The 20,166-nt window shown below is 69.7% G+C and carries 16 protein-coding genes and 1 tRNA gene; 11 read left to right on the forward strand and 6 right to left on the reverse strand.

All coding sequences use genetic code 11. The features are described from left to right. Nucleotides 1-73: 73 nt before the first annotated feature. The 7 genes from BJ991_RS07535 (at nucleotide 74) to BJ991_RS07565 (ending at nucleotide 9,451) form a co-directional block, all read left to right on the forward strand. Entirely contained in the window at nucleotides 74-2,143 is a 2,070-nt protein-coding gene (locus BJ991_RS07535) for an elongation factor G (RefSeq protein WP_179488865.1), read from the forward strand. A gap of 108 nt (nucleotides 2,144-2,251) precedes the next feature. Continuing rightward, the gene (locus tag BJ991_RS07540) at nucleotides 2,252-3,568 is read left to right on the forward strand and encodes an aspartate kinase (RefSeq protein WP_179488867.1); all 1,317 of its coding nucleotides are present in this window, start codon (nucleotides 2,252-2,254) and stop codon (nucleotides 3,566-3,568) included. A gap of 161 nt (nucleotides 3,569-3,729) precedes the next feature. Beyond that, entirely contained in the window at nucleotides 3,730-4,806 is a 1,077-nt protein-coding gene (locus BJ991_RS07545) for an aspartate-semialdehyde dehydrogenase (RefSeq protein WP_179488868.1), read from the forward strand. 22 nt (nucleotides 4,807-4,828) lie between these two features. Continuing rightward, nucleotides 4,829-6,340, forward strand: a complete 1,512-nt coding sequence (locus BJ991_RS07550) for a malate:quinone oxidoreductase (RefSeq protein ID WP_179488870.1) — start codon at nucleotides 4,829-4,831, stop codon at nucleotides 6,338-6,340. A gap of 24 nt (nucleotides 6,341-6,364) precedes the next feature. After that, the gene (locus BJ991_RS07555; protein WP_179488872.1) at nucleotides 6,365-8,332 is read left to right on the forward strand and encodes a DUF2207 family protein; all 1,968 of its coding nucleotides are present in this window, start codon (nucleotides 6,365-6,367) and stop codon (nucleotides 8,330-8,332) included. A 26-nt stretch (nucleotides 8,333-8,358) separates the two neighbouring features. Next, nucleotides 8,359-8,784 (forward strand): pyrimidine dimer DNA glycosylase/endonuclease V, encoded by a 426-nt coding sequence (locus BJ991_RS07560; RefSeq protein ID WP_179488874.1) that lies wholly within the window; start codon nucleotides 8,359-8,361, stop codon nucleotides 8,782-8,784. A gap of 19 nt (nucleotides 8,785-8,803) precedes the next feature. Next, entirely contained in the window at nucleotides 8,804-9,451 is a 648-nt protein-coding gene (locus BJ991_RS07565) for a thymidine kinase (protein WP_179488876.1), read from the forward strand. A gap of 15 nt (nucleotides 9,452-9,466) precedes the next feature. Here the strand turns inward: BJ991_RS07565 and BJ991_RS07570 are convergent, their stop codons facing one another. Continuing rightward, entirely contained in the window at nucleotides 9,467-10,312 is an 846-nt protein-coding gene (locus BJ991_RS07570; RefSeq protein WP_179488878.1) for a DUF1295 domain-containing protein, read from the reverse strand. Nucleotides 10,313-10,379: 67 nt separating this feature from the next. Here BJ991_RS07570 and BJ991_RS07575 point away from each other — a divergent pair, with 67 nt between their 5' ends. Next, nucleotides 10,380-11,081, forward strand: coding sequence for an FCD domain-containing protein (locus BJ991_RS07575; protein ID WP_179488880.1), 702 nt, complete (start codon nucleotides 10,380-10,382; stop codon nucleotides 11,079-11,081). Nucleotides 11,082-11,108: 27 nt separating this feature from the next. Continuing rightward, nucleotides 11,109-12,380 carry an alpha-hydroxy acid oxidase gene (locus tag BJ991_RS07580; protein ID WP_179488882.1) on the forward strand — a complete coding sequence of 424 codons (1,272 nt, stop codon included), beginning with the start codon at nucleotides 11,109-11,111 and terminating at the stop codon, nucleotides 12,378-12,380. Here BJ991_RS07580 and BJ991_RS07585 read toward each other — a convergent pair. The 4 genes from BJ991_RS07585 to BJ991_RS07600 all read right to left on the reverse strand — a co-directional run bounded on the left by BJ991_RS07585 (nucleotide 12,355) and on the right by BJ991_RS07600 (nucleotide 17,073). After that, nucleotides 12,355-13,125, reverse strand: coding sequence for an HAD-IIB family hydrolase (locus BJ991_RS07585; protein ID WP_179488884.1), 771 nt, complete (start codon nucleotides 13,123-13,125; stop codon nucleotides 12,355-12,357). The genes BJ991_RS07580 and BJ991_RS07585 overlap by 26 nt on opposite strands. 28 nt (nucleotides 13,126-13,153) lie before the next feature. Then, a tRNA-Pro gene (locus BJ991_RS07590) sits at nucleotides 13,154-13,230 on the reverse strand. A gap of 16 nt (nucleotides 13,231-13,246) precedes the next feature. Continuing rightward, nucleotides 13,247-14,224, reverse strand: coding sequence for a metallophosphoesterase (locus tag BJ991_RS07595; protein WP_179488886.1), 978 nt, complete (start codon nucleotides 14,222-14,224; stop codon nucleotides 13,247-13,249). Next, a complete protein-coding gene (locus BJ991_RS07600) occupies nucleotides 14,224-17,073 on the reverse strand; it encodes a transglycosylase domain-containing protein (protein WP_179488888.1) in 2,850 nt (949 codons plus the stop codon). Before BJ991_RS07600 ends, BJ991_RS07595 begins: the two co-directional genes overlap by 1 nt. A 115-nt stretch (nucleotides 17,074-17,188) precedes the next feature. Between BJ991_RS07600 and sp36 the strand changes: the two genes are divergently transcribed. Continuing rightward, the gene (gene sp36, locus BJ991_RS07605) at nucleotides 17,189-17,410 is read left to right on the forward strand and encodes a Sp36 family protein (protein WP_179488890.1); all 222 of its coding nucleotides are present in this window, start codon (nucleotides 17,189-17,191) and stop codon (nucleotides 17,408-17,410) included. 1 nt (nucleotide 17,411) lies between these two features. Next, complete coding sequence (locus BJ991_RS07610; protein WP_179488892.1) at nucleotides 17,412-17,879, forward strand: Atu1372/SO_1960 family protein; 468 nt, start codon at nucleotides 17,412-17,414, stop codon at nucleotides 17,877-17,879. On the opposite strand, the gene acs is transcribed toward BJ991_RS07610, so the two are convergent. After that, the gene (gene acs, locus BJ991_RS07615; RefSeq protein WP_179488894.1) at nucleotides 17,872-19,842 is read right to left on the reverse strand and encodes an acetate--CoA ligase; all 1,971 of its coding nucleotides are present in this window, start codon (nucleotides 19,840-19,842) and stop codon (nucleotides 17,872-17,874) included. The two genes, BJ991_RS07610 and acs, sit on opposite strands and share 8 nt — an antisense overlap. Nucleotides 19,843-20,166: the final 324 nt, after the last annotated feature.

Consider the following 20,166-nt stretch of genomic DNA (forward strand, 5'->3'; position numbering starts at 1 on the left):
CCGTCGGCCCTGGCGATCCTGCGACGCACAAGGCACGATGGTCGGAACATCCACATCGGTGTGGGAGGCGTGAATGGATCCGACGCCCGGCAACGGACACCGGACGGTCGTCCTCGTGGGAGGGACCGGCTCAGGCAAGACGATGCTCGCGGAGGCGCTGCTGTTCCAGGCCGGCGCGATACCGCGCAGAGGCTCGATCGAGCAGGGCACGACCGTGTGCGACCACGAGCCCGAAGAGATCGCCCGCGGCTCGACGCTCGGCATCTCGCTCGCGTACCTCACGTGGCCGTGCTCCGACGGCGTGGCGCGCGCGATCACGGTGATCGACACCCCGGGGCATCCGGATTTCATCGGCGGGGTCGACACCGCGCTGGCCGTCGCCGATGCCGCGGTCATCGTCGTGAGCGCGGTCGACGGCGTCAACGCGGGCACGCGCGCCGCGTGGAACGCCGCGGAGCACGCGGGCATCCCGCGCATCGTCGTCGTGTCGCAGGAGGACCGGGCGCGGGCCGACTTCCGTCGCGTGCTCGGCGAGCTGCGCGCGGCCTTCGGCGAGAAGCTCTGGCCGCTGGAGATGCCGCTCGGCGAGGAGCAGGACTTCCACGCGGTCGCCGACGTGCTCAGCGAGCACGCGCTCGTGTACGACGAGTCCGGCCACCATCGCGAGGAGCCCATCCCCGAGTCGGCGCGCGCGGAAGAGCACGACCTCCACGTGAACGTCACCGAGGAGATCGTGTCGCATGACGACGAGCAGCTCGAGGCGTATCTCGAGGGCGACGAGCCCTCGCCCGACGCGCTCGAGCGCACGTTCGCCCGCGAGGTCGCGTCGGGCGAGGCCGTGCCGGTGCTGCTGTGCTCGTCCGAGACCGGGACGGGAATCGACCGCATCGCCGACCTGCTGTGCGCGCTGGTGCCGTCGGCGCACGACCACGACCACCGCATCGTCGTCGGCGGCTCCGCCGAAGGGGAGGGCGGCAGCGAGGTCGCCGTCGCCCCGAACCCCGACGGAGAGACCGTCGTGCACGTGTTCCGCACGGTCGCGGACCCGTTCGTCGGGCAGATCGCGATGCTCAAGGTGCTCTCGGGCACGCTGCGCCCGAGCGACAGGCTGCGGAACGCGACGACGGGAACGGACGAGCGGATGCCGGCGCTGTTCCGCCTGCGTGGGGCGCAGCACGTGCCCGCCGAGGCACTCCGCTGCGGCGAGGTGGGCGCGGTCGCGAAGCTCACCGGCTCGCCGTCCGGCTCGATCCTGTGGTCGCGCGCGCAGGGGACGGCGCGCCCCGCGCCCCTCCCGCACCGAGAGCCCGTCTACGCCGTGACGCTCGCACCCGTGAGCCAGTCCGACGACGCGAAGTTGTCGAGCGCGCTCGGGCGCCTGCTCGCCGAGGATCCGACTCTCGTCCTCGATCGCGCGGGCGGCGACACGATCCTCCGCGGCCTCGGCGACACGCACCTCGCCGTGGCCGTCGAGCGGCTCGCGCGCGTGCTCGGCGTTCATGTCACGACGGGTCCCGCGCCGGTCGCGTATCGCGAGACGATCGCGCGTCCGGCGCAGGCCGAAGGGCGCCTCAAGAAGCAGTCGGGCGGTCACGGCCAGTTCGCGGTGGTGCAGCTGCGCGTGTCGCCGCTGCCCACCGGCTCGGGCTTCGAGTTCGTCGACTCCGTCGTCGGGGGAGCGGTGCCTCGGCAGTACATCCCCGCCGTGGAGAAGGGCGCGCGCGACGCGCTCGCTGCGGGCGGTCCGCAGGGGCATCCGGTCGTCGACGTCCGTGTCGAGCTCTACGACGGCAAGGCCCACTCCGTCGACTCGTCCGAGATGGCATTCCGCACGGCGGCCGCCATGGGTGTCAAGGCGGCGCTCGCGGATGCCGGGACGATCGTGCTCGAGCCCGTGTCGATCGTCACGATCACGGTGCCGCCCGACCTGCAGGGGCCGGTGCTGACCGACCTGTCGTCGCGCCGCGCGAGGGTCAACGCGACGGAGTCGACCGAGGACGGCCGCACGCGCATCATCGCGAGCGCCCCCGAGGCGGAGCTCGCGCGCTACGTGCTCGAGCTGCGCTCGCTCACCGGCGGGCAGGCGGAGCTCGCGATCGCGTCCGACCGGTACGAGAAGGCTCCCGAGCCGCACCGCGTCTGATCCCCCGCGGCGGTCCGTCGCATGACGGGCCGGGAATGCGCCGATCGTAAGATGGAACGTCGGGGCGCGGCCGGGAGCCGCGCGCCGACGTATCCCCGGGAGAACCACGTGGCGCTCATCGTCCAGAAGTACGGCGGCTCGTCCGTCGCCGACGCCGACAGCATCAAGCGCGTCGCGAAGCGCATCGTCGACACGCGCCGCGCCGGCCACGACGTCGTGGTCGCGGTGAGCGCGATGGGCGACACGACCGACGAGCTGCTCGAGCTGGCCGCTGAGGTCGCGCCGATCCCGGCGCCGCGCGAGCTCGACATGCTGCTGTCGAGCGGCGAGCGCATCTCGATGGCGCTGCTCGCGATGGCGATCCACTCGATGGGCTTCGAGGCGCGCTCGTTCACGGGCAGCCAGGCGGGCATGATCACGACCGCCGACCACGGCGCGGCGCGCATCGTCGACGTGACGCCGGTGCGCCTGCGCGAGGCGCTCGACGAGGGCGCGATCGTCATCGTCGCGGGCTTCCAGGGGTTCAACCGCGACACGCGCGACATCACGACGCTCGGCCGGGGCGGGTCCGACACGACCGCCGTCGCCCTCGCGGCGGCGCTCGACGCCGACGTGTGCGAGATCTACAGCGACGTCGACGGCATCTTCACGGCGGACCCGCGCGTCGTCCCGAACGCTCGCAAGCTCGACGTCGTCTCGGCGGAGGAGATGCTCGAGCTCGCCGCGAACGGCGCGAAGGTGCTCTACATCCGCGCCGTCGAGTACGCCCGCCGTCACGGCGTGATGATCCACGCACGCTCGACGTTCAGCTCGAGCGTCGGCACGTATGTGCTCGGCCCGGGCATGACGGTGCCCGACGGCCACAAGGACGCCCACAAGGGAGAACACGCCCACAAGGGAGAACACATGGAAGAGCCGATCGTCGCGGGCGTCGCGACCGACCTCAGCCAGGCGAAGATCACGATCATCGGCGTGCCCGACGTGCCGGGCAAGGCGGCCGAGATCTTCAAGCTCGTCGCGCGGTCGGGTGCGAACGTCGACATGATCGTGCAGAACGTCTCGGCGGCGGCGACCGGTCGCACCGACATCTCGTTCACCCTCCCCAAGGCGGATGCCACGGCCGCACTGCGCGCGCTCGCCGCCGACCAGGACGAGGTGGGCTTCGAGAGCCTCGTGCACGACGACCAGATCGGCAAGCTGTCCGTCGTGGGCGCGGGCATGCGCACGCACTCGGGTGTGTCGGCCACGCTGTTCGAGGCGCTGTCGGTCGCGGGCATCAACATCGAGATGATCTCGACGTCCGAGATCCGCATCTCGGTCGTCGTCCGCGGCGACGACCTCGCCGCCGCCGCGCGCGTCGTGCACACCGCATACGGACTCGACGGCGACACCGAGGCCGTCGTCTACGCCGGGACCGGGCGCTGACGCATCCGCATGACCGGTGACTGCCAACTCACTGCGGATCTTCGCCACCCTCGCTCATCGGGCGTAACGACGGCCGGGCGCTTGCGGGCAGGGCGGTAGAATCGGGCAACCCCGCGCGACCGACGACGCCCGCGCGTCCGCTTCACGCTGAGGAACACCCCATGACCCGCATCTCAGACTCCGGACTCTCCGTCGCCGTCGTCGGCGCCACCGGCCAGGTCGGCGGTGTGATGCTCGACATCCTCGAGGAGCGCGGATTCCCCGTCCGCGAGCTCCGCGCCTTCGCGACGGCACGCTCGGCGGGATCCGACGTCATCTTCCAGGGCAAGGCCGTGACGGTCGAAGACGTCGCGACGGCCGACGTCTCCGGCATCGACATCGCCCTCTTCTCGGCGGGCGCCACCGGCAGCCGCGCGCACGCGCCGCGTTTCGCCGACGCCGGCGCCACCGTCATCGACAACTCGAGCGCGTGGCGCATGGACCCCGACGTCCCACTCGTCGTGAGCGAGGTCAACCCGCACGCGATCGCCGAGGCGCGCAAGGGCATCATCGCGAACCCGAACTGCACGACGATGGCCGCGATGCCGGTGCTCAAGGTCCTCGACGCCGCGGCAGGGCTCGAGCGGCTCATCGTCTCGACGTACCAGGCGGTGTCGGGCTCGGGCGTCGCGGGCGTGCAGGAGCTGCTCGGTCAGGTCGAGGGCGTTCTCGCGCAGGGCGACGTCGACCGCCTCGCGCGCGACGGCTCGGCGCTCGACTTCCCGCAGCCCGAGAAGTACATCGCCCCGATCGCGTTCGACGTGATCCCGCTCGCGGGCAACGTCGTCGACGACGGCTCGAACGAGACCGACGAAGAGAAGAAGCTGCGCAACGAGAGCCGCAAGATCCTCGAGCTGCCCGACCTGCGGGTCGCGGGCACGTGCGTGCGGGTCCCCGTCTTCACGGGCCACTCGCTCAGCATCAACGCCGAGTTCGCGCGCGAGATCACGCCCGAGCGTGCGCGCGAGGTGCTGTCGGGTGCCCCGGGCGTGACGCTCGAAGAGGTGCCGACGCCCCTCCAGGCGGCCGGCAAGGACGCGTCGTTCGTCGGCCGCATCCGCGCCGACCAGTCGGCCCCCGGGGGCAAGGGCCTCGTGCTGTTCATCTCGAACGACAACCTGCGAAAGGGCGCGGCGCTCAACGCCGTCCAGATCGCGGAGCTGGTCGCCGCGGGGCTCACCGCCGTCCAGACCCCCTGACGCGCCGACCTAGAATTGTCTGGTGACCGAAACCACTGATGCGAGCACCGTTCCGAGCACGGACGCCGACGTCGCCGACGTCCTCCTGATCGGAGGCGGGATCATGAGCGCCACGCTCGGCGCCCTGATCTCGCAGCTGCAGCCCGACTGGAAGATCGTCGTCTACGAGCGCCTCTCCGACGTCGCGCTCGAGAGCTCCAACGCATGGAACAACGCGGGCACCGGTCACGCCGCGCTGTGCGAGCTGAACTACATGCCCGAGGGTCCCGACGGCAGGCTCGACCCGTCGAAGGCAATCGCCATCAACGAGCAGTTCCAGCAGAGCCGCCAGTTCTGGTCGTCGCTCGTCGACCGGGGCGTGCTCGACGCGCCGTCGACGTTCATCAACACGGCCCCGCACATGACGTTCGTGCGCGGCGAGAAGGACGTGGCGTTCCTCAAGAAGCGCTACGAGGTGCTCAAGGAGCAGCCGCTGTTCGCCGGCATGGAGTACAGCGAGGACTCGCGCGTCATCAACAAGTGGGCCCCGCTGCTCATGCAGAGGCGCCGCAAGGGCGAGCCGTTCGCCGCGACCCGCGTGCCCGCGGGCACCGACGTCGACTTCGGCGCACTCACGCGCCAGCTCTTCGACGCGCTCCGCGAGCGCGGCGCGCAGGTCGTGACCAACCGCGAGGTGCGCGACCTCAAGCGCCAGAAGGACGGCACGTGGCTCGTCAAGTGGCGCAACACGATCGGCCTGACGCCCGGCCAGATCCGCGCGCGCTTCGTGTTCGTGGGCGCCGGCGGCTGGTCGCTGAAGCTCCTGCAGCGTTCGGGCATCCCCGAGATCCGCGGCTACGGCGTGTTCCCGATCGGCGGCCAGTTCCTCAAGACGACGAACCCGGCCCTGGTCGCGCAGCACAAGGCGAAGGTGTACTCGCAGGCATCCGTCGGCGCCCCGCCGATGTCGGTGCCGCACCTCGACACACGCGTCGTCGACGGCGAGGCCTCTCTGCTGTTCGGTCCGTTCGCGACGTTCAGCCCCAAGTTCCTCAAGAACGGGTCGATGCTCGACATCGTGTCGCAGGTGCGCCCGAGCAACATCGGGCCGATGCTCAAGGTCGCGTGGGACAACCCGAGCCTCATCAAGTATCTCGTCGGCGAGCTGCTGAAGACCCACGCGAAGAAGGTCGCGAGCCTGCGCACGTTCATGCCGACGGCGAAGGACGAGGACTGGGAGCTCATCCAGGCCGGCCAACGCGCACAGGTGATGAAGAAGGACCCCGAGAAGGGCGGCATCCTGCAGTTCGGCACCGAGGTCGTCACGGGCGCCGACGGCACGATCGCAGGGCTCCTGGGCGCGTCGCCGGGTGCGTCGACGGCGGTCTCGATCATGCTCGGCCTGCTCAAGTCGAGCTTCCCCGAGCACCTCGGCGAGTGGGAGCCGCGCCTGCGCGAGCTCATCCCGAGCTACGGCTCGACGCTCAACGTCGACCCGGAAGCCGCGAGCGAGTCGCTCACCGAGACGGCCGAGGCGCTCGCGCTCACGGCGTGACCGGCTCGGCCCTAGGCTGAGCGCATGCGGCTGAACTGGGGTCGGCTCACCCGGCGCGCGAGCGCGCTGGCGGTGGCGCTCGTACTGGCGTTCGCGGCGCCAGCCGCGGCATCCGGAATCGATTCCGCCGACGTCCAGGACTTCACGTACGACTCCTTCGACGCCGAGTACTGGCTCGTGCGCGCTGCCGGCGGCGCGAGTGCGCTCTACACGACCGAGACGATCGTCGCGCGGTTCCCCGAGTTCGATCAGAACCGCGGTCTTGTCCGCCGGCTGCCCCGCTCCGACTCGGGCATCGACCTGCAGACGCAGGTCATGCAGGTGACGGGGGAGGACGCAGCCCCGATCCCGTGGTGGACGGAGCAGGACGAGGACTGGGTCTACGTGCTCACGGGCGATGACTCGTTCGTCCACGGGCGGCAGACGTACGTCATCTCGTACACGATGCGCGACGTCGTCCTGCGCTACGAGGACACGGACGCCGACGAGTTCTACTGGGACACGGTCGGCACCGACCATCCGCAGCCGTTCGACGCCGCCGGCGCGCACGTGCGCATCGCGGGCGACGCCGCGGAGGGCCTCCTCGCCGGGCGGGCGTTCTGCTACCAGGGTCCTGCCGGCTCGAGCGACCCGTGCACGATCACGGGTCCGACCGACGGGGGAGAGTGGCCGGCTCACGTGACCGCGTGGGCGGCTTCGCTGGGGGCGCCGGATGCCGCATCCGACGCCACCGACTTCACGGTCCCTCCCGTGCGCCTCGGCCCTGACGAGAACGTCACCGTCGCGATCGGCTTCTCGCAGGGCACGTTCGCCGCGCCGACGCCGCCCCCGCCGCCGCCGTACCCGTGGTGGCAGTGGATCCTCCCGGGAGCGGCGCTGCTCGCGGGCGTCGGCGGGCTCGTCTTCGTGATCGTGATCCGCATCGTGCTCCGCCGCAATCCCGACCGTTCACCGGTCATCGTGGAGTACACGCCGCCCGAGGACGAGTCGCTCATGCTGTCGGCGGACGTGCTCGGGGTGCCGGAGCGCGCGTTCGCCGCCCAGGTCGTCGACCTCGCGGTGCGCGACATCATCGAGATCCGCGCGAGCGGCGACCGCGACCGCCCGGACGACTTCGATCTCGTGCTGCGCACGCGCGACGGGCTCGACGGCGACGACCAGCGCGTCGTGCAGGCGCTGTTCGGCACCAAGGCGGGCTCCGGGGCGACGGTCGATCTGGGGAAGTTCACCGCCAAGCCTCCGAATCGCGCCGTCACCTACATGCGGGGCATCGGGGATCTCACGCGACGCCGCGGGTATCGAGGACGCATCCCGGGATGGATCGAGAACGTGCGACTCACCGCGATGGTGTGCGGCATCGTGCTGGCGTTCGTGCTGCTCTTCTTCATCGACGAGCTCCCGGTCCTCGCGGACCTCCCCGGCGGTCTCGGGACGCTCGTCTACGGCGCCGCGATCGCCGGCGGGTTCTTCGCGTTCACGGTGCCGGGGTACAAGCTCCCGGCGCCGCTGACGCTCGCGGGCGGCCGCCACCGCACGTACCTCGAGGGCATCCGGGAGTACCTCGAGCTGGCCGAGGAGGAGCGTCTGCGCGCCGCCCAGACGCCCCGCACTGCCGACCTGGTGTCCGCCGGCAGGCGCCCGTATGGCGAGGCGCCCAACGCGCCGGACGCCGATGTCGTGAACCTCTACGAGCGGCTGCTGCCCTACGCGGTGCTGTTCGGCATGCAGAACGAGTGGCTCGACGTCATCCGCGCCGCCGCGCCCGCCGACATGGTGGCCTCCCACCTGTCGCTCTTCGACGTCGTCGGCTCGAACTCGCTCTCCGACGCGTCCCGCTCGATCGGGCGCCTCGCCGCCACGCCCGTCTCCCGCGGATCGTCCCGCTCCGGATTCAGCAGCTCGTCGAGCTCGGGATGGTCCTCGTCCGGCGGATCGTCGGGTGGCGGCTTCTCCGGCGGCGGCGGGGGCGGAGGCGGCTTCGGCGGGCGCTGACGCCGGCGTGTGAGACGCTTGCTCGCGTGAGGCTGTGGTCGCTGCATCCGTCGCTGCTGGATCGTGCGGCCCTGGTCGCGTGCTGGCGCGAGGCTCTGCTGGCACAGAAGGTGCTCGGCGGCGGGACCGTCGGGTACACGCGGCATCCGCAGCTCGAGAGGTTCCGCGCGTGCGACGATCCGCTCGACGCCGTCGGGCACTTCCTCGGCACGCTCGCGGACGAGGCCGATGCGCGCGGGTACCGGTTCGATCGCACGAGGATCGTGAGACCGGATGCCGCGCCCCCCGGCATGCTCGTCACCGACGGGCAACTCGCGTACGAGGTCGCGCACCTGCGCGTGAAGGTCGCCGCGCGCGACCCCGAGTGGCTGCCGAGGCTGGCGGGCGAGCCGACCGCGGGAACGGGCTTCGTCGTGGAGCCCGGGCCCCTCGCATCGTGGGAGCGCCCCTGAGGGCGACTACGCTCGGTTCGTGGCCAAGCTCTACTTCCGCTACGGGGCGATGAACTCCGGCAAGTCGACGGCTCTCCTGCAGGCCGCGTACAACTACGAGGAGCGCGGGCAGCACGTGCTGCTGGCCAAGCCCGCGATCGACACGAAGGGCGCTGAGCAGATCACGAGCCGGCTCGGCGTGACGCGCGACGTCGACTTCCTCATCCGGCCCGGCGACGACGTGCGCTCGCTGTTCGCGGAGCACCGCTCGAGGCTGCATCGCGCCGAGGTCGATACGCTCATCCCCGACCACGGCGGCATGTCGATCGACGTGGCGTGCCTCCTCATCGACGAGGCCCAGTTCCTCACTCGGGAGCAGGTCGACGACCTTCTGCGGATCGTCGTGCTCGACGCCGTTCCGGTGCTCGCGTACGGCATCCGCACGGACTTCCGGACGCAGGCCTTCCCCGGCTCGCGCCGGCTGCTCGAGCTCGCGCACACCCTCGAAGAGCTCAAGACGATCTGTCGGTGCGGCCGCAAGGCGATCTTCAACGCGCGACTCGTCGGAGGCCGGTTCGTGTTCGACGGCGACCAGGTCGCGATCGACGAGCTGTCGGCCGACCGCGTCACGTACGAGTCGATGTGCGCGGAGTGCTACCTCCGCGAGTCGGGCGGGCGCCTGGGCTAGGCGCCCCCGCCTGGGCTAGGCGTGCGCCTCGGCTTCGCGCCGACGACGGGGCGGCAGCGGCACGATCATCGACGTCGTGCGCCTGTAGTCGCCGTACGCGGGGTACTTCGACGCCGAGATCGACTCCGTGAAGATCGTCGAGCCGATGAACAGCACCGTGAGCAGGAATGCCCCGAGGATCGTCCAGTTGAACGCGCCGCCCCAGAAGCCGAGACCGGATGCCACGGCCGCTGTCGCGCCGAGCGCGTAGAACGTCCACCACTGCGCCTGCTCGAAGAAGAAGTTCGGGTGACGGCTGAACCGCCACAGGCCCGTCGTGACGAACCCGGGCTCGAGGTGGCCGCCGGCCGCCTTCTTGGCCTGGTGGAACTCCCACTGCTGCTGGTCGGCGACGAACTCCCCGACCAGGAACGCGATGAGCAGCGCGGCGAAGGCGGCGTCCCATCCGGTGAATGCCGCCGGATTGAGGTACGCGATATAGGCCGGAAGCGTGATGAGCACGAGCAGGGCGTTCTGGTACAGCACGATGAAGAACAGATTGAACAGCTGGAACTGCCACGGCTTCATGCGCGCCCGCAGGATCGCCCACCGGTAGTCCTCCATGCCGGTGTAGCCGCCCTTGCGCGCGAAGTTGTAGGTGAGGCGCACGCCCCACAGGGTGGCGAGCACGGCCATCACGATGAGACGGGTCGCGTCGACGCCCGCGAGGATGCCGGCGATCGCGAAGATCCACACGTACACGAACGGCACGATCGACCACAGCCGGTCGACCCACGATGTCTCCTTCGTGATGAGGGACGTGATCCAGCAGAAGGCGCACGCGACGCCCGCGACGACGAGGACGAGGACGAGGGGATCCATGGCGCCAGAGTATCGGGTTGCACCGCCCCGGGCGCTCGCGTAGTGTGGTCAGACCAAAGGAGGTCACGTGGCGGAACAGGCGCGGGCATGGCGGACGGTCCTCGACACGATCGAGGCCGACATGGCCGCAGGCAGGCTCCGCCCAGGAGATCGGCTGCCATCCGAGCGCGACCTGGTCGCCCAGCTCGGGGTGGGGCGCTCGAGCGTCCGAGAGGCGCTGCGCGTGCTCGAGGTCATGGGGCTCATCCGCACCGGCACGGGCTCAGGGCCGAACGCGGGCGCCATCGTGATCGCATCCCCAACGGGAGGCTTCTCGGCGCTCCTGCGGCTTCAGGTCGCCGCCCAGGGGCTTCCGATCGCCGATGTCGTCGCGACGCGGCTCGTTCTGGAGGAGTGGGTCGCCCGCACGCTGGCCGGCGCATCCGAGCCCGATCTGTCCGCCGCGGTCGAGACGCTCGATGCGATGGACGACGGCGAGCTCACACCGGGCGACTTCCTCGCGCTCGACGCCGCGTTCCATGTGGCGCTGGCGCAGGCGTCCGGCAATCTCGTCGTCGCGGCGACGATGGAGGGTCTGCGCGCGTCCATCGAGGGCTACGTGCGCGCGGCGGTCGAGAGCATCCCCGACTGGTCTGCAGAGGCAGGGCGACTGCGCACCGAGCACCGCGGCGTCCTCGACGCGATCAACGCGCACGATGCGGATGCCGCGGCCCGCCGCGTGCGCGACCACATCACGCACTACTACGAGAACACGCGTCCGCACGCCTGACGGCGCGGCTGACGAGAGGTATCACGCATGGTCAAGCGACAGCTGCCCAAGATCTCCGAGCTCATGGAGCTCATGCAGTTCAAGCGGCCCGATCTCAACGCGCGCCGGCGGCGGCTCGACAAGGCCCTCACGATCTCCGACCTGCGGGCGATCGCCCAGCGCCGCACGCCGCGGGCCGCATTCGACTACACCGACGGAGCGGCCGAGGGTGAGTTGTCTCTCGCACGTGCGCGGCAGGCGTTCGAAGACATCGAGTTCCACCCGTCGATCCTGCGGCCGGCGGAGTCCGTCGACATGTCGACGACGATCCTCGGCGGACCGTCGACGATGCCGTTCGGCATCGCGCCGACCGGGTTCGCGCGGCTCATGCAGACCGAGGGCGAGTCGGCCGGGGCATCCGCCGCCGGCGCCGCGGGCATTCCGTTCACGCTGTCGACGCTCGGCACGACCTCGATCGAAGACGTCCGGGCCGCCAACCAGAACGGGCGAAACTGGTTCCAGCTGTACGTCATGCGCGACCGCGAGATCTCGTACGGTCTCGCGAAGCGCGCCGCGGCGGCCGGCTTCGACACGATCATGTTCACGGTCGACACGCCCGTCGCGGGCGCCCGGCTGCGCGACAAGCGCAACGGCTTCTCGATTCCGCCCCAGCTCACGCTGACGACGATCATCGACGCGATCCCGCGGCCGTGGTGGTGGTTCGACTTCCTCACGACGCCCAAGCTCGAATTCGCGTCGCTGTCGACGACGGGCGGCACGGTGGGCGAGCTGCTCGACGCGGCGATGGACCCCACGATCAGCTACGAAGATCTCGCGGTCATCCGCGACCTGTGGCCCGGCCAGGTTGTCGTGAAGGGCGTGCAGAACGTCGAGGATGCGAAGCGCCTCGTCGACCTCGGCGTCGACGGCATCGTGCTGTCCAACCACGGAGGGCGCCAGCTCGATCGGGCGCCCGTGCCGTTCCACCTGCTGCCGCACGTCGTGCGCGAAGTCGGACGGGACGCGACCGTCATGATCGACACCGGCATCATGAACGGCGCCGACATCGTGGCATCCGTCGCGCTCGGCGCGAAGTTCGCGCTCGTCGGCCGCGCCTATCTCTACGGACTTATGGCCGGTGGACGCGCCGGAGTCGACAAGACGATCGCGATCCTGCGCAACGAGATCGAGCGCACGATGAAGCTGCTCGGGGTCGCGTCGCTCGAAGAGCTCGAGCCGAAGCACGTGACCCAGCTCACCCGACTGGTGCCGGTCGGGCAGGAGAACCGGGCGGTCAGCGTTCCGGCAGCGTCGGAATGAGCCGGTCGAGGAACTCTGCCGTGTCCTCCCAGCCCTCCACGGCCTGACACGGCACGCCCATCGCAAGCACGGGGTAGTCGTTGCCGTCGGGGTCGAGACGGTCGCCGACGAACAGCATCTCGTCGAGCGGGATGCCCGTCTGCTCTGCGAGCCGGCGCATGCCGTAGGCCTTGTCGATCCCCTCGTGCGTGATGTCGACCGAGGTCGTTCCGCCGGAGCGCACCTCGAGGTCGGGGAGGAGCGATGCGACCGCCTGGCGGAGGGCGTTCTTCTTGGCGCCCGTGGGATCCCACGCCGTCTTCGCCTCCAGCGGAGCGCTCTGGCCCAGTGCCGAGAACGTGATCTGCGAGCCGCGGTCCTCGATGATGTCGCCCCACGTCTCGGTCTCCCACAGGCCGAGCCGCTTCGCCTCGGACTCGAGGGCCGAGATCGCGCGGCGCTTCTGGTCGTCAGTCAGCGCGTGCGCGTAGATCTTCTCGACGCCGCCCTCGCGCACGCGGTAGTACTGCGTGCCGCACGTGGGCAGCAGGTGGATGTGGGACAGGACGGATGCCGGGGCATCCGGAAGCCGGTCGACGACCTGCTTCTCGAACTGCGCCAGCTGGCCGCCCGAGATGACGGCGACCTCGACGCGCTCGGCCAGGGCGATGAGCTGGTCGCCGATGCGCGGATCGATCGGGCTCTTCGACGGCGCCAGCGTGTCGTCGAGGTCGAACGAGACGAGACGGATGGGCTTCGGGCTCATCGCTTCCCTCGACGTCGGTTTCGGTATCTGGTCGGGGTGACAGGATTTGAACCTGCGGCCTCTTCGTCCCGAACGAAGCGCGCTACCAAGCTGCGCCACACCCCGTGGCAACCCGTCGAGTCTACCCGATCCCGGAGCGTGCTCCGAACCGAGCCGACTGCCCGGGCGCGTCCTTCGCCACCAGGGTGATGAGCGATGCCTCGGGCGGGCACGCGAACCGCACGGGGGCGTAGATCGAGTGGCCGAGGCCGGCGCTCACATTGAGCGGGAGGTCCGTTCCGCGGTGGCTCCACACGCTCAGACCCCGCGCCTGGCGCAGCGGGATGTCGCAGTTGGCGACGAGCGCGCCGACGCCGGGGAGGCGCACCTGCCCGCCGTGCGTGTGCCCCGCGAAGAGCATGTCCGCGCCGAACTCGGTGAACGCGTCGAGCACACGGCGATAGGGGGCGTGCGTGACGCCGAGCGTGAGCTCGGACGGCTCGTCGTCTCGCGCCTCTTCGAGCGCATCCGGGACGACGTCGAGCCGATCCCACCGGCGATGGGCGTCGCTCACGCCGAACGCGTCGATCGTCAGCCCCGCGACCTCGAGCCGTGCGGCGGCGTTGTTGAGATCCGCCCAGCCGAGGTCGTCGGTGAGGTATTCGTCGAGCGCGCCCGTGTCGAGCGGCTCTGCCTCGGTCTTGATCCTCGACGGCCCTGTGAAGTACTTGAGCGGATTGCGCGGTGACGGGGCCGTATGGTCGTTCGAGCCGTGCACGAAGACGCCGGGGATGCCGCGGAACGGCGCGAACGCGGCCCGCAGCCCTCGCAACCCGTCCGCGTGGCCGAGGTTGTCGCCCGTGTTCACGATGAGATCCGGGTGCAGGTCGACAAGCGACGCGATCCACCGCTGCTTGCGCCTCTGCCACGGCGCCATGTGCGCGTCGGACAGGTGCAGGACGCGGATCGGCGCGGAGCCGGCGGGCAGGAGCGCGACCTCGTGCTCGCGGAGCGTGAAGAGGTAGCGCTCGATGCCGACGCCCCACACTGCGGCGCCGACACCGACCGCCCCCACCGCGCCGAGCGCGGTGAGGGCGGTCTTGACGTTCGGGGCTGCCACTAGTTGTCGCCGCCGGAGTCGCCCCCGCCGCCGGGGCCGCCTCCGCCGCCCGGGCCGCCTCCGCCGCCGCAGTCATTGGCCGCGTAGTCGATCGTGATCTGCGTGTTGCGGTTCACGACCGAGCCGGCGGCGGGACTCGTGCCGGTGGCGCGGGGGTTGTTCACCCCGTCGTCGACGGTGCAGGTGCCGGGCTGGACATTGCCGAAGCCGCTGCGCTGGATGGCTCTGACCGCCTCATCGAGCGGGCGGCCCGAGACGTCCGGCACAGCGATGCCCTGCCCGTTGCTGGGGTTGATCGTGACAGGAGTTCCGCCCGCGACCTTGCCCGCACCGGGGTTCTGCGCCGCGACGATGCCCTCGGCCTCAGGGGAGTCGATCGGGTCGCCGACGATGACTTCGAAGCCGGCGTCCTCGAGCGTCTGGCGCGCCTGGTCGACCGGCATGCCGACCACGTTGGGCAGGTCGGTGAGGACCTGTCTCGTCAGATCCCGATCCGGCTCCGCGAATCGGTCGCCGCCGTATGCGAGGTTCGCGGCGTGCTGCATCTCGCGCGAGATGATGTACCGCAGATCGGACATCTTCTGGCCGTTGTGCCAGCGCTTGAAGATGTCGCCCTTGCCAGTCGAGTTGCCGACCCACGTCGCGGTCGCGACCTTCGTGGACGACTGCACGAGCCACGTCTGCCAGCTCTCGTGCGTACCAGTCTTTCCGAGCACGGAGACGCCGTCGTACGGGTTCGCCCGGTTGCCGGTTCCGCCCCTCATCACGCCCTCCAGCGCGTACGCCGCGGTGGCTGCGACCTTCGGGTCCAGCACCTGCGTGCACGTCGTCTGCGGCGGCGTGATCTCGTTGCCGTCCGCGTCGATCACCTTGTCGATCGCGCGCGGCTCGCAGTAGATGCCGTTGTTGGCGACGGTGCCGTAGGCGCCCGCCATCGCCATCGGAGCGACATTGTTCGAGCCGATGATCGAGAAGAGGTCGTCCATCTTCACAGGGCTGCCGTTGCCGAGCGTCACGCCCATCTTCGTCGCGACGTTCTTGATGTCGCACAGGTCGAGCTTCTCGGCCATCGCGAAGAAGCCCGTGTTGAGCGAGTCGCGGGTGAACTTCATCGGCGTGCCGACGTAGCCGCGCTGGTTGTTGAAGTTCTTGACGATCACGTTGTTGGGGTTGACCCAGTCGCCGGGCGCCCCGCCGTTGTCGCTGTTGCAGCTGTTCGTGATCCGCTTGATGGGCCGCACGCTGCCGTTCACCACCTCGTTGACCGAGTGGCCCTTCTCGAGCCAGTCGATGAGCGTGAAGAGCTTGAACGTCGATCCCACTTCAAAGCCGCCGGACCGGCCGTGGTTGTAGTCGGCCGCGAAGACCAGCGAGCTGTAGTTCGGGTCGTTCGCGAGTGCCGCGTCTTCGGAGAACTTGGTGTTCTGCACGATCGAGAGCACACGGCCCGTCGTCGCCTCGATGCTGACGCCTGCCGACCCGAATTTGCCGGTGTTCGCGTCGACCATGCCCTCGACAGATGACGGCGCCCAGTCGGCCATTGCCTGGGCGGCAGGATTCTGGACACGCGGGTCGAGCGTGGTGTAGATGCTCAGACCGCCGCGCTTGAGCATGTTGGCGCGGTCCTCGTCGTCCTCGCCGAACGCCGGGTCGGTCTCGACGATCCGCTTGACGTACTGGCAGAAGTACGCGGCGTTTCCGGCGGCGCCGCAACCCGTCGTCGGGCGGTTGATGTTCGGCGTGATCGGCTCGATCACCGCGGCGTCGTACTGCTCCTTGGTGATCTTGCCGTCGTCGAGCATCCGGCTCAGCACGTAGAGTTGACGGCCCTTCGTCGCCGAGTAGCCGTCGGCGGCCGCGAGGTACTGCTCTTCGGTGATCTCGCCGTTCGCGAGCTTCGAGTTGAGCGCCCCGACCTGCTGCTTCGCGACGTCGTCGACGACGCCGTCGGGCGCCTTGTTGTAGGCGTTCCCGTCACCGTCGAACATCGTGCCGTCCGCGCGATCGATCCGGTACGAGTTCGGGTTCTGCACGATGCCCGCGAGTGTGGCCGCCTGACCGAGCGTCAGATCCTTCGCCGCGACGCCGAAATAGTACTTCGCCGCAGCGTCGACGCCGTAGGTCGTGCCGCCGAAGTTCGCGATGTTGAGGTAGCCGAGCAGGATGTCGGTCTTCGAGTAGCGCTGCTCGAGCGAGATCGCGTAGCGCATCTCCTGCAGCTTGCGCTGGTAGCCCTCCATACCCGACGCGGTCGTGGCATCCGTCCAGCAGTTCAGCAGAACCTGCTCACGCGAGATGACCTGCGGGTTGCCTTCCTCGTCCACGACGGGCTCGCCGGCCTCGTCGAGGACCGGCTCGGCCTTCGCATCGCGCTCGCAGCGCTGGATGAGGATGTTCTTGACGTACTGCTGGCTGATCGACGAACCACCCTGTACCTCGCCGCCGCCCTGGAAGTTCGACAGGAGGGCACGAGTCGTTCCGATCAGGTCGACGCCGCCGTGCTGGTAGTAGCGCGGGTCCTCACTGGAGAGGATCGCGTCGTACATGACGGGGGCGACCTCTTCGTAGCTGACCGGCGACCGGTTCTGGTCGTAGAACTTCGCGAGCTCGACGTCCTCGCCCGTGTCGGGGTTCTTGTAGTACAGCGTCGTCGGCAGCATGAGCTTGTCGATCTCGAGGACGCTCGGCAGGTTGTCGAACATCGTGATCGCGCTCGTGGCCGCCGCCCCGGAAAGGGCGATCGCCGGCGTGACGGTGAGGGTGACCAGAACCCCCGCTACAGCGCTGAGGCCCGCGAGTCCCGCGAGGCCTCCGAGCACGCCGCTAGCAGTCCGTTTGGTATCAGGCATAGGGTCGATCGTAGGGGAGGTTGCTGGGCGAAGCCTTGGCGGACGTGCCCACTCGGGCGACTTCTCAGCCTCCGAATCCCCGGAAACCCGCATCCACGCCTTCTCGAGGAGCCGCATGACCACGTGGGAGTACCTCACCACGCCCCTTCTCATCCACAACACCGCCGCGATCCTCAACAACTGGGGCAAGCAGGGCTGGGAGCTCGTGCAGGTCGTGCAAGGACCTGAGGGCGGGCTCGTCGCGTACCTCAAGCGCCCCGTGGGTGAGAGCACCGGCGCCGCCAACGCGGGGCTCGACGCCGCGGCCGAGGCCGCCAAGCAGTTCGGGGAGGCGTGAGGTGAGCGTCTCGCAGCGCCTTGCGGAGCTCGGCATCGACCTTCCCGACGTCGTGCCGCCCGTTGCGGCCTACGTCCCGGCGAAGGTCCACGGCGACCTCGTCTTCACTGCGGGCCAGCTGCCGATGGTGTCGGGCTCGCTGCCCGCGGCGGGCAAGGTCGGCGACGGGCACGGGCTCGTCCCGGCATCCGACGCCCAGGGCTACGCCCGCACATGCGCGCTCAACGCGCTCGCGGCGGCCGCATCGGCTGTCGGGGGAGTCGACCGGCTGACCGGTGTCGTCAAGGTCACGGGATTCGTGGCATCCGTGCCCGAGTTCACCGGCCAGCCCGGCGTCGTCAACGGCGCGAGCGAAGTGCTGGGCGAGATCTTCGGCGAAGCCGGAAGGCACGCGCGCTCCGCGGTCGGCGTGCCCGTGCTGCCGCTCGACGCTCCGGTCGAGGTCGAGGTCGTCTTCTCGTTTACTTGAGCTGCGCCGAGATGACGCTCATCACGGCCGTGTCGGCGAGCGTCGTCGTGTCGCCGACCTCGCGACCCTCGGCGACGTCGCGCAGCAGGCGGCGCATGATCTTGCCCGAGCGCGTCTTGGGCAGCTCGCCCACGATGTAGACGTCTCGCGGACGCGCGATGGGGCCGATCTGCTCGCCGACCCACAGGCGCAGCGTGTTCGCGAGTCCCTCGGGGGCGTGCTCGGCGAGGTACGACTCCTTGATGATGACGAACGCCACGACCGCCTGGCCGGTGGTCTCATCGGATGCCCCGACCACCGCGGCCTCCGCGACGGCCTCGTTCGCGACGAGCGCCGACTCGATCTCGGTCGTCGAGAGCCGGTGGCCCGACACGTTCATGACGTCGTCGACCCGTCCCATGAGCCACACTTCCCCGTCGTCGTCGAGGCGCGCGCCGTCGCCGGCGAAGTAGAAGCCCTGCTTCTCGAACTTCTTCCAGTACGTCTCGACGAAGCGGTCGGGGTCGCCCCAGATGCCGCGCAGCATCGACGGCCACGGCTCGGTGATGACGAGCAGGCCGCCGTTGCCGTTGCCGACGTGCGTGCCGTCCTCGTCGACGACGTCGACCGAGACGCCCGGAAGCGCGACCTGCGCCGCACCGGGCTTCGTCTCGGTGACACCCGGCAGGGCGGAGATCATGATCGCCCCCGTCTCGGTCTGCCACCACGTGTCGACGATCGGCGCCGCCTTGCCGCCGATGATCTTGCGGTACCACATCCACGCCTCGGGGTTGATCGGCTCGCCGACCGACCCGAGCAGGCGCAGCGACGACAGGTCGAAGCGCTTGGGGACCTTGCGCCCGATCTTCATGAACGAGCGGATCGCGGTGGGCGCGGTGTAGAGGATCGTGACGCCGTACTTCTCCACGATCTCCCACCAGCGACCCGGATGGGGCGTGTCGGGTGTGCCCTCGTAGAGGACCTGCGTCGCGCCGTTGGCGAGGGGACCGTAGGTGACGTACGAGTGGCCGGTGACCCACCCGATGTCGGCCGTGCACCAGAACACATCGTCCTCGGGGTGCACGTCGTGGACGACCTTGTTGGTGAACGCCGACTGCGTGAGGTAGCCCCCGGTCGTGTGCAGGATGCCCTTGGGCTTTCCGGTAGTGCCCGACGTGTACAGGATGAACAGCGGGTTCTCGGCGGGGAAGGGCCGGGCCTCGTGCTCGGCCGGCGCCTGCGAGACGACGTCGTGCCACCAGATGTCGCGACCCTCGACCCAGTCGATGTCGTTGCCGCCGCGGCGGACGACGATGACGTTCTCGACCGTCTCCTGCGGACCCGAGCCGTTGCGGTCGGCCAGTGCGAGGTCGACGGCGGGCTTGAGGGGCGAGACCTTCCCCTTGCGGTAGCCGCCGTCCGCGGTGATGACGACCTTCGCGGCGGCGTCGTCGAGCCGCGCGCGCAGGCTGTCGGCCGAGAAGCCGCCGAACACCACGGAATGCACGGCGCCGATCCGCACGACGGCGAGCATCGCCGCGATCGCCTCGGGGATCGCGGGCATGTAGATCGCAACGCGATCGCCCTGCCCGACGCCGAGGCCGGTGAGGACGTTCGCGAGCCGCTTGACCTCGTCGGTGAGCTCGGCGTACGTGACGCGGCGCTCGTCGCCGGGCTCGCCCTCCCACAGGAGCGCGACGCGATCGCCGTTGCCTGCCTCCACGTGGCGGTCGAGGCAGTTGTACGCAACGTTGAGCTCGCCGTCGGCGAACCACTTCGCGAACGGCGGATTCGACCAGTCGAGGACCTCGGTGAACGGCTTGTGCCAGTGCAGCAGCTCTCGCGCCTGCTCGGCCCAGAAGCCCTCGCGATCTGCCTTCGCGCGGTCGTACAGCTCGGCGGTCGCGATCGCACTCGCAGCGAACTCCTCAGGCGGCGCGAACCGTCGTGACTCGTTCAGAAGGTGGTCGATCTGACTGCTCATACGGAAGCGCTCCTTCGCGGATCTCGTTGGCCGGCACGGCTCGGACGACAGGGTCAATCTACCTATGACCCCCCGCACTCACCTACCTCAGCGACGCGCTTCGACACCCGGCGTCTGAGACTCAACCGATATATCGGTACTGAGTGCAGGAATTGTTTGTCGGCGGCCTGGATTTTGCGTATGCTCAACAACGGCCGAACATCGATTCTGGCATTGCGGCACCCGAAGCACCCCCCGAACTGCGGTGCCGCGCGCGGCGGCATCCCATTCCCCCCATGGGATGCCGCCCTTAATCTCTTCGCGCAGCATTCGAGCGCTCCTCCC

Source organism: Microbacterium immunditiarum (assembly GCF_013409785.1).
GTDB lineage: Bacteria > Actinomycetota > Actinomycetes > Actinomycetales > Microbacteriaceae > Microbacterium > Microbacterium immunditiarum.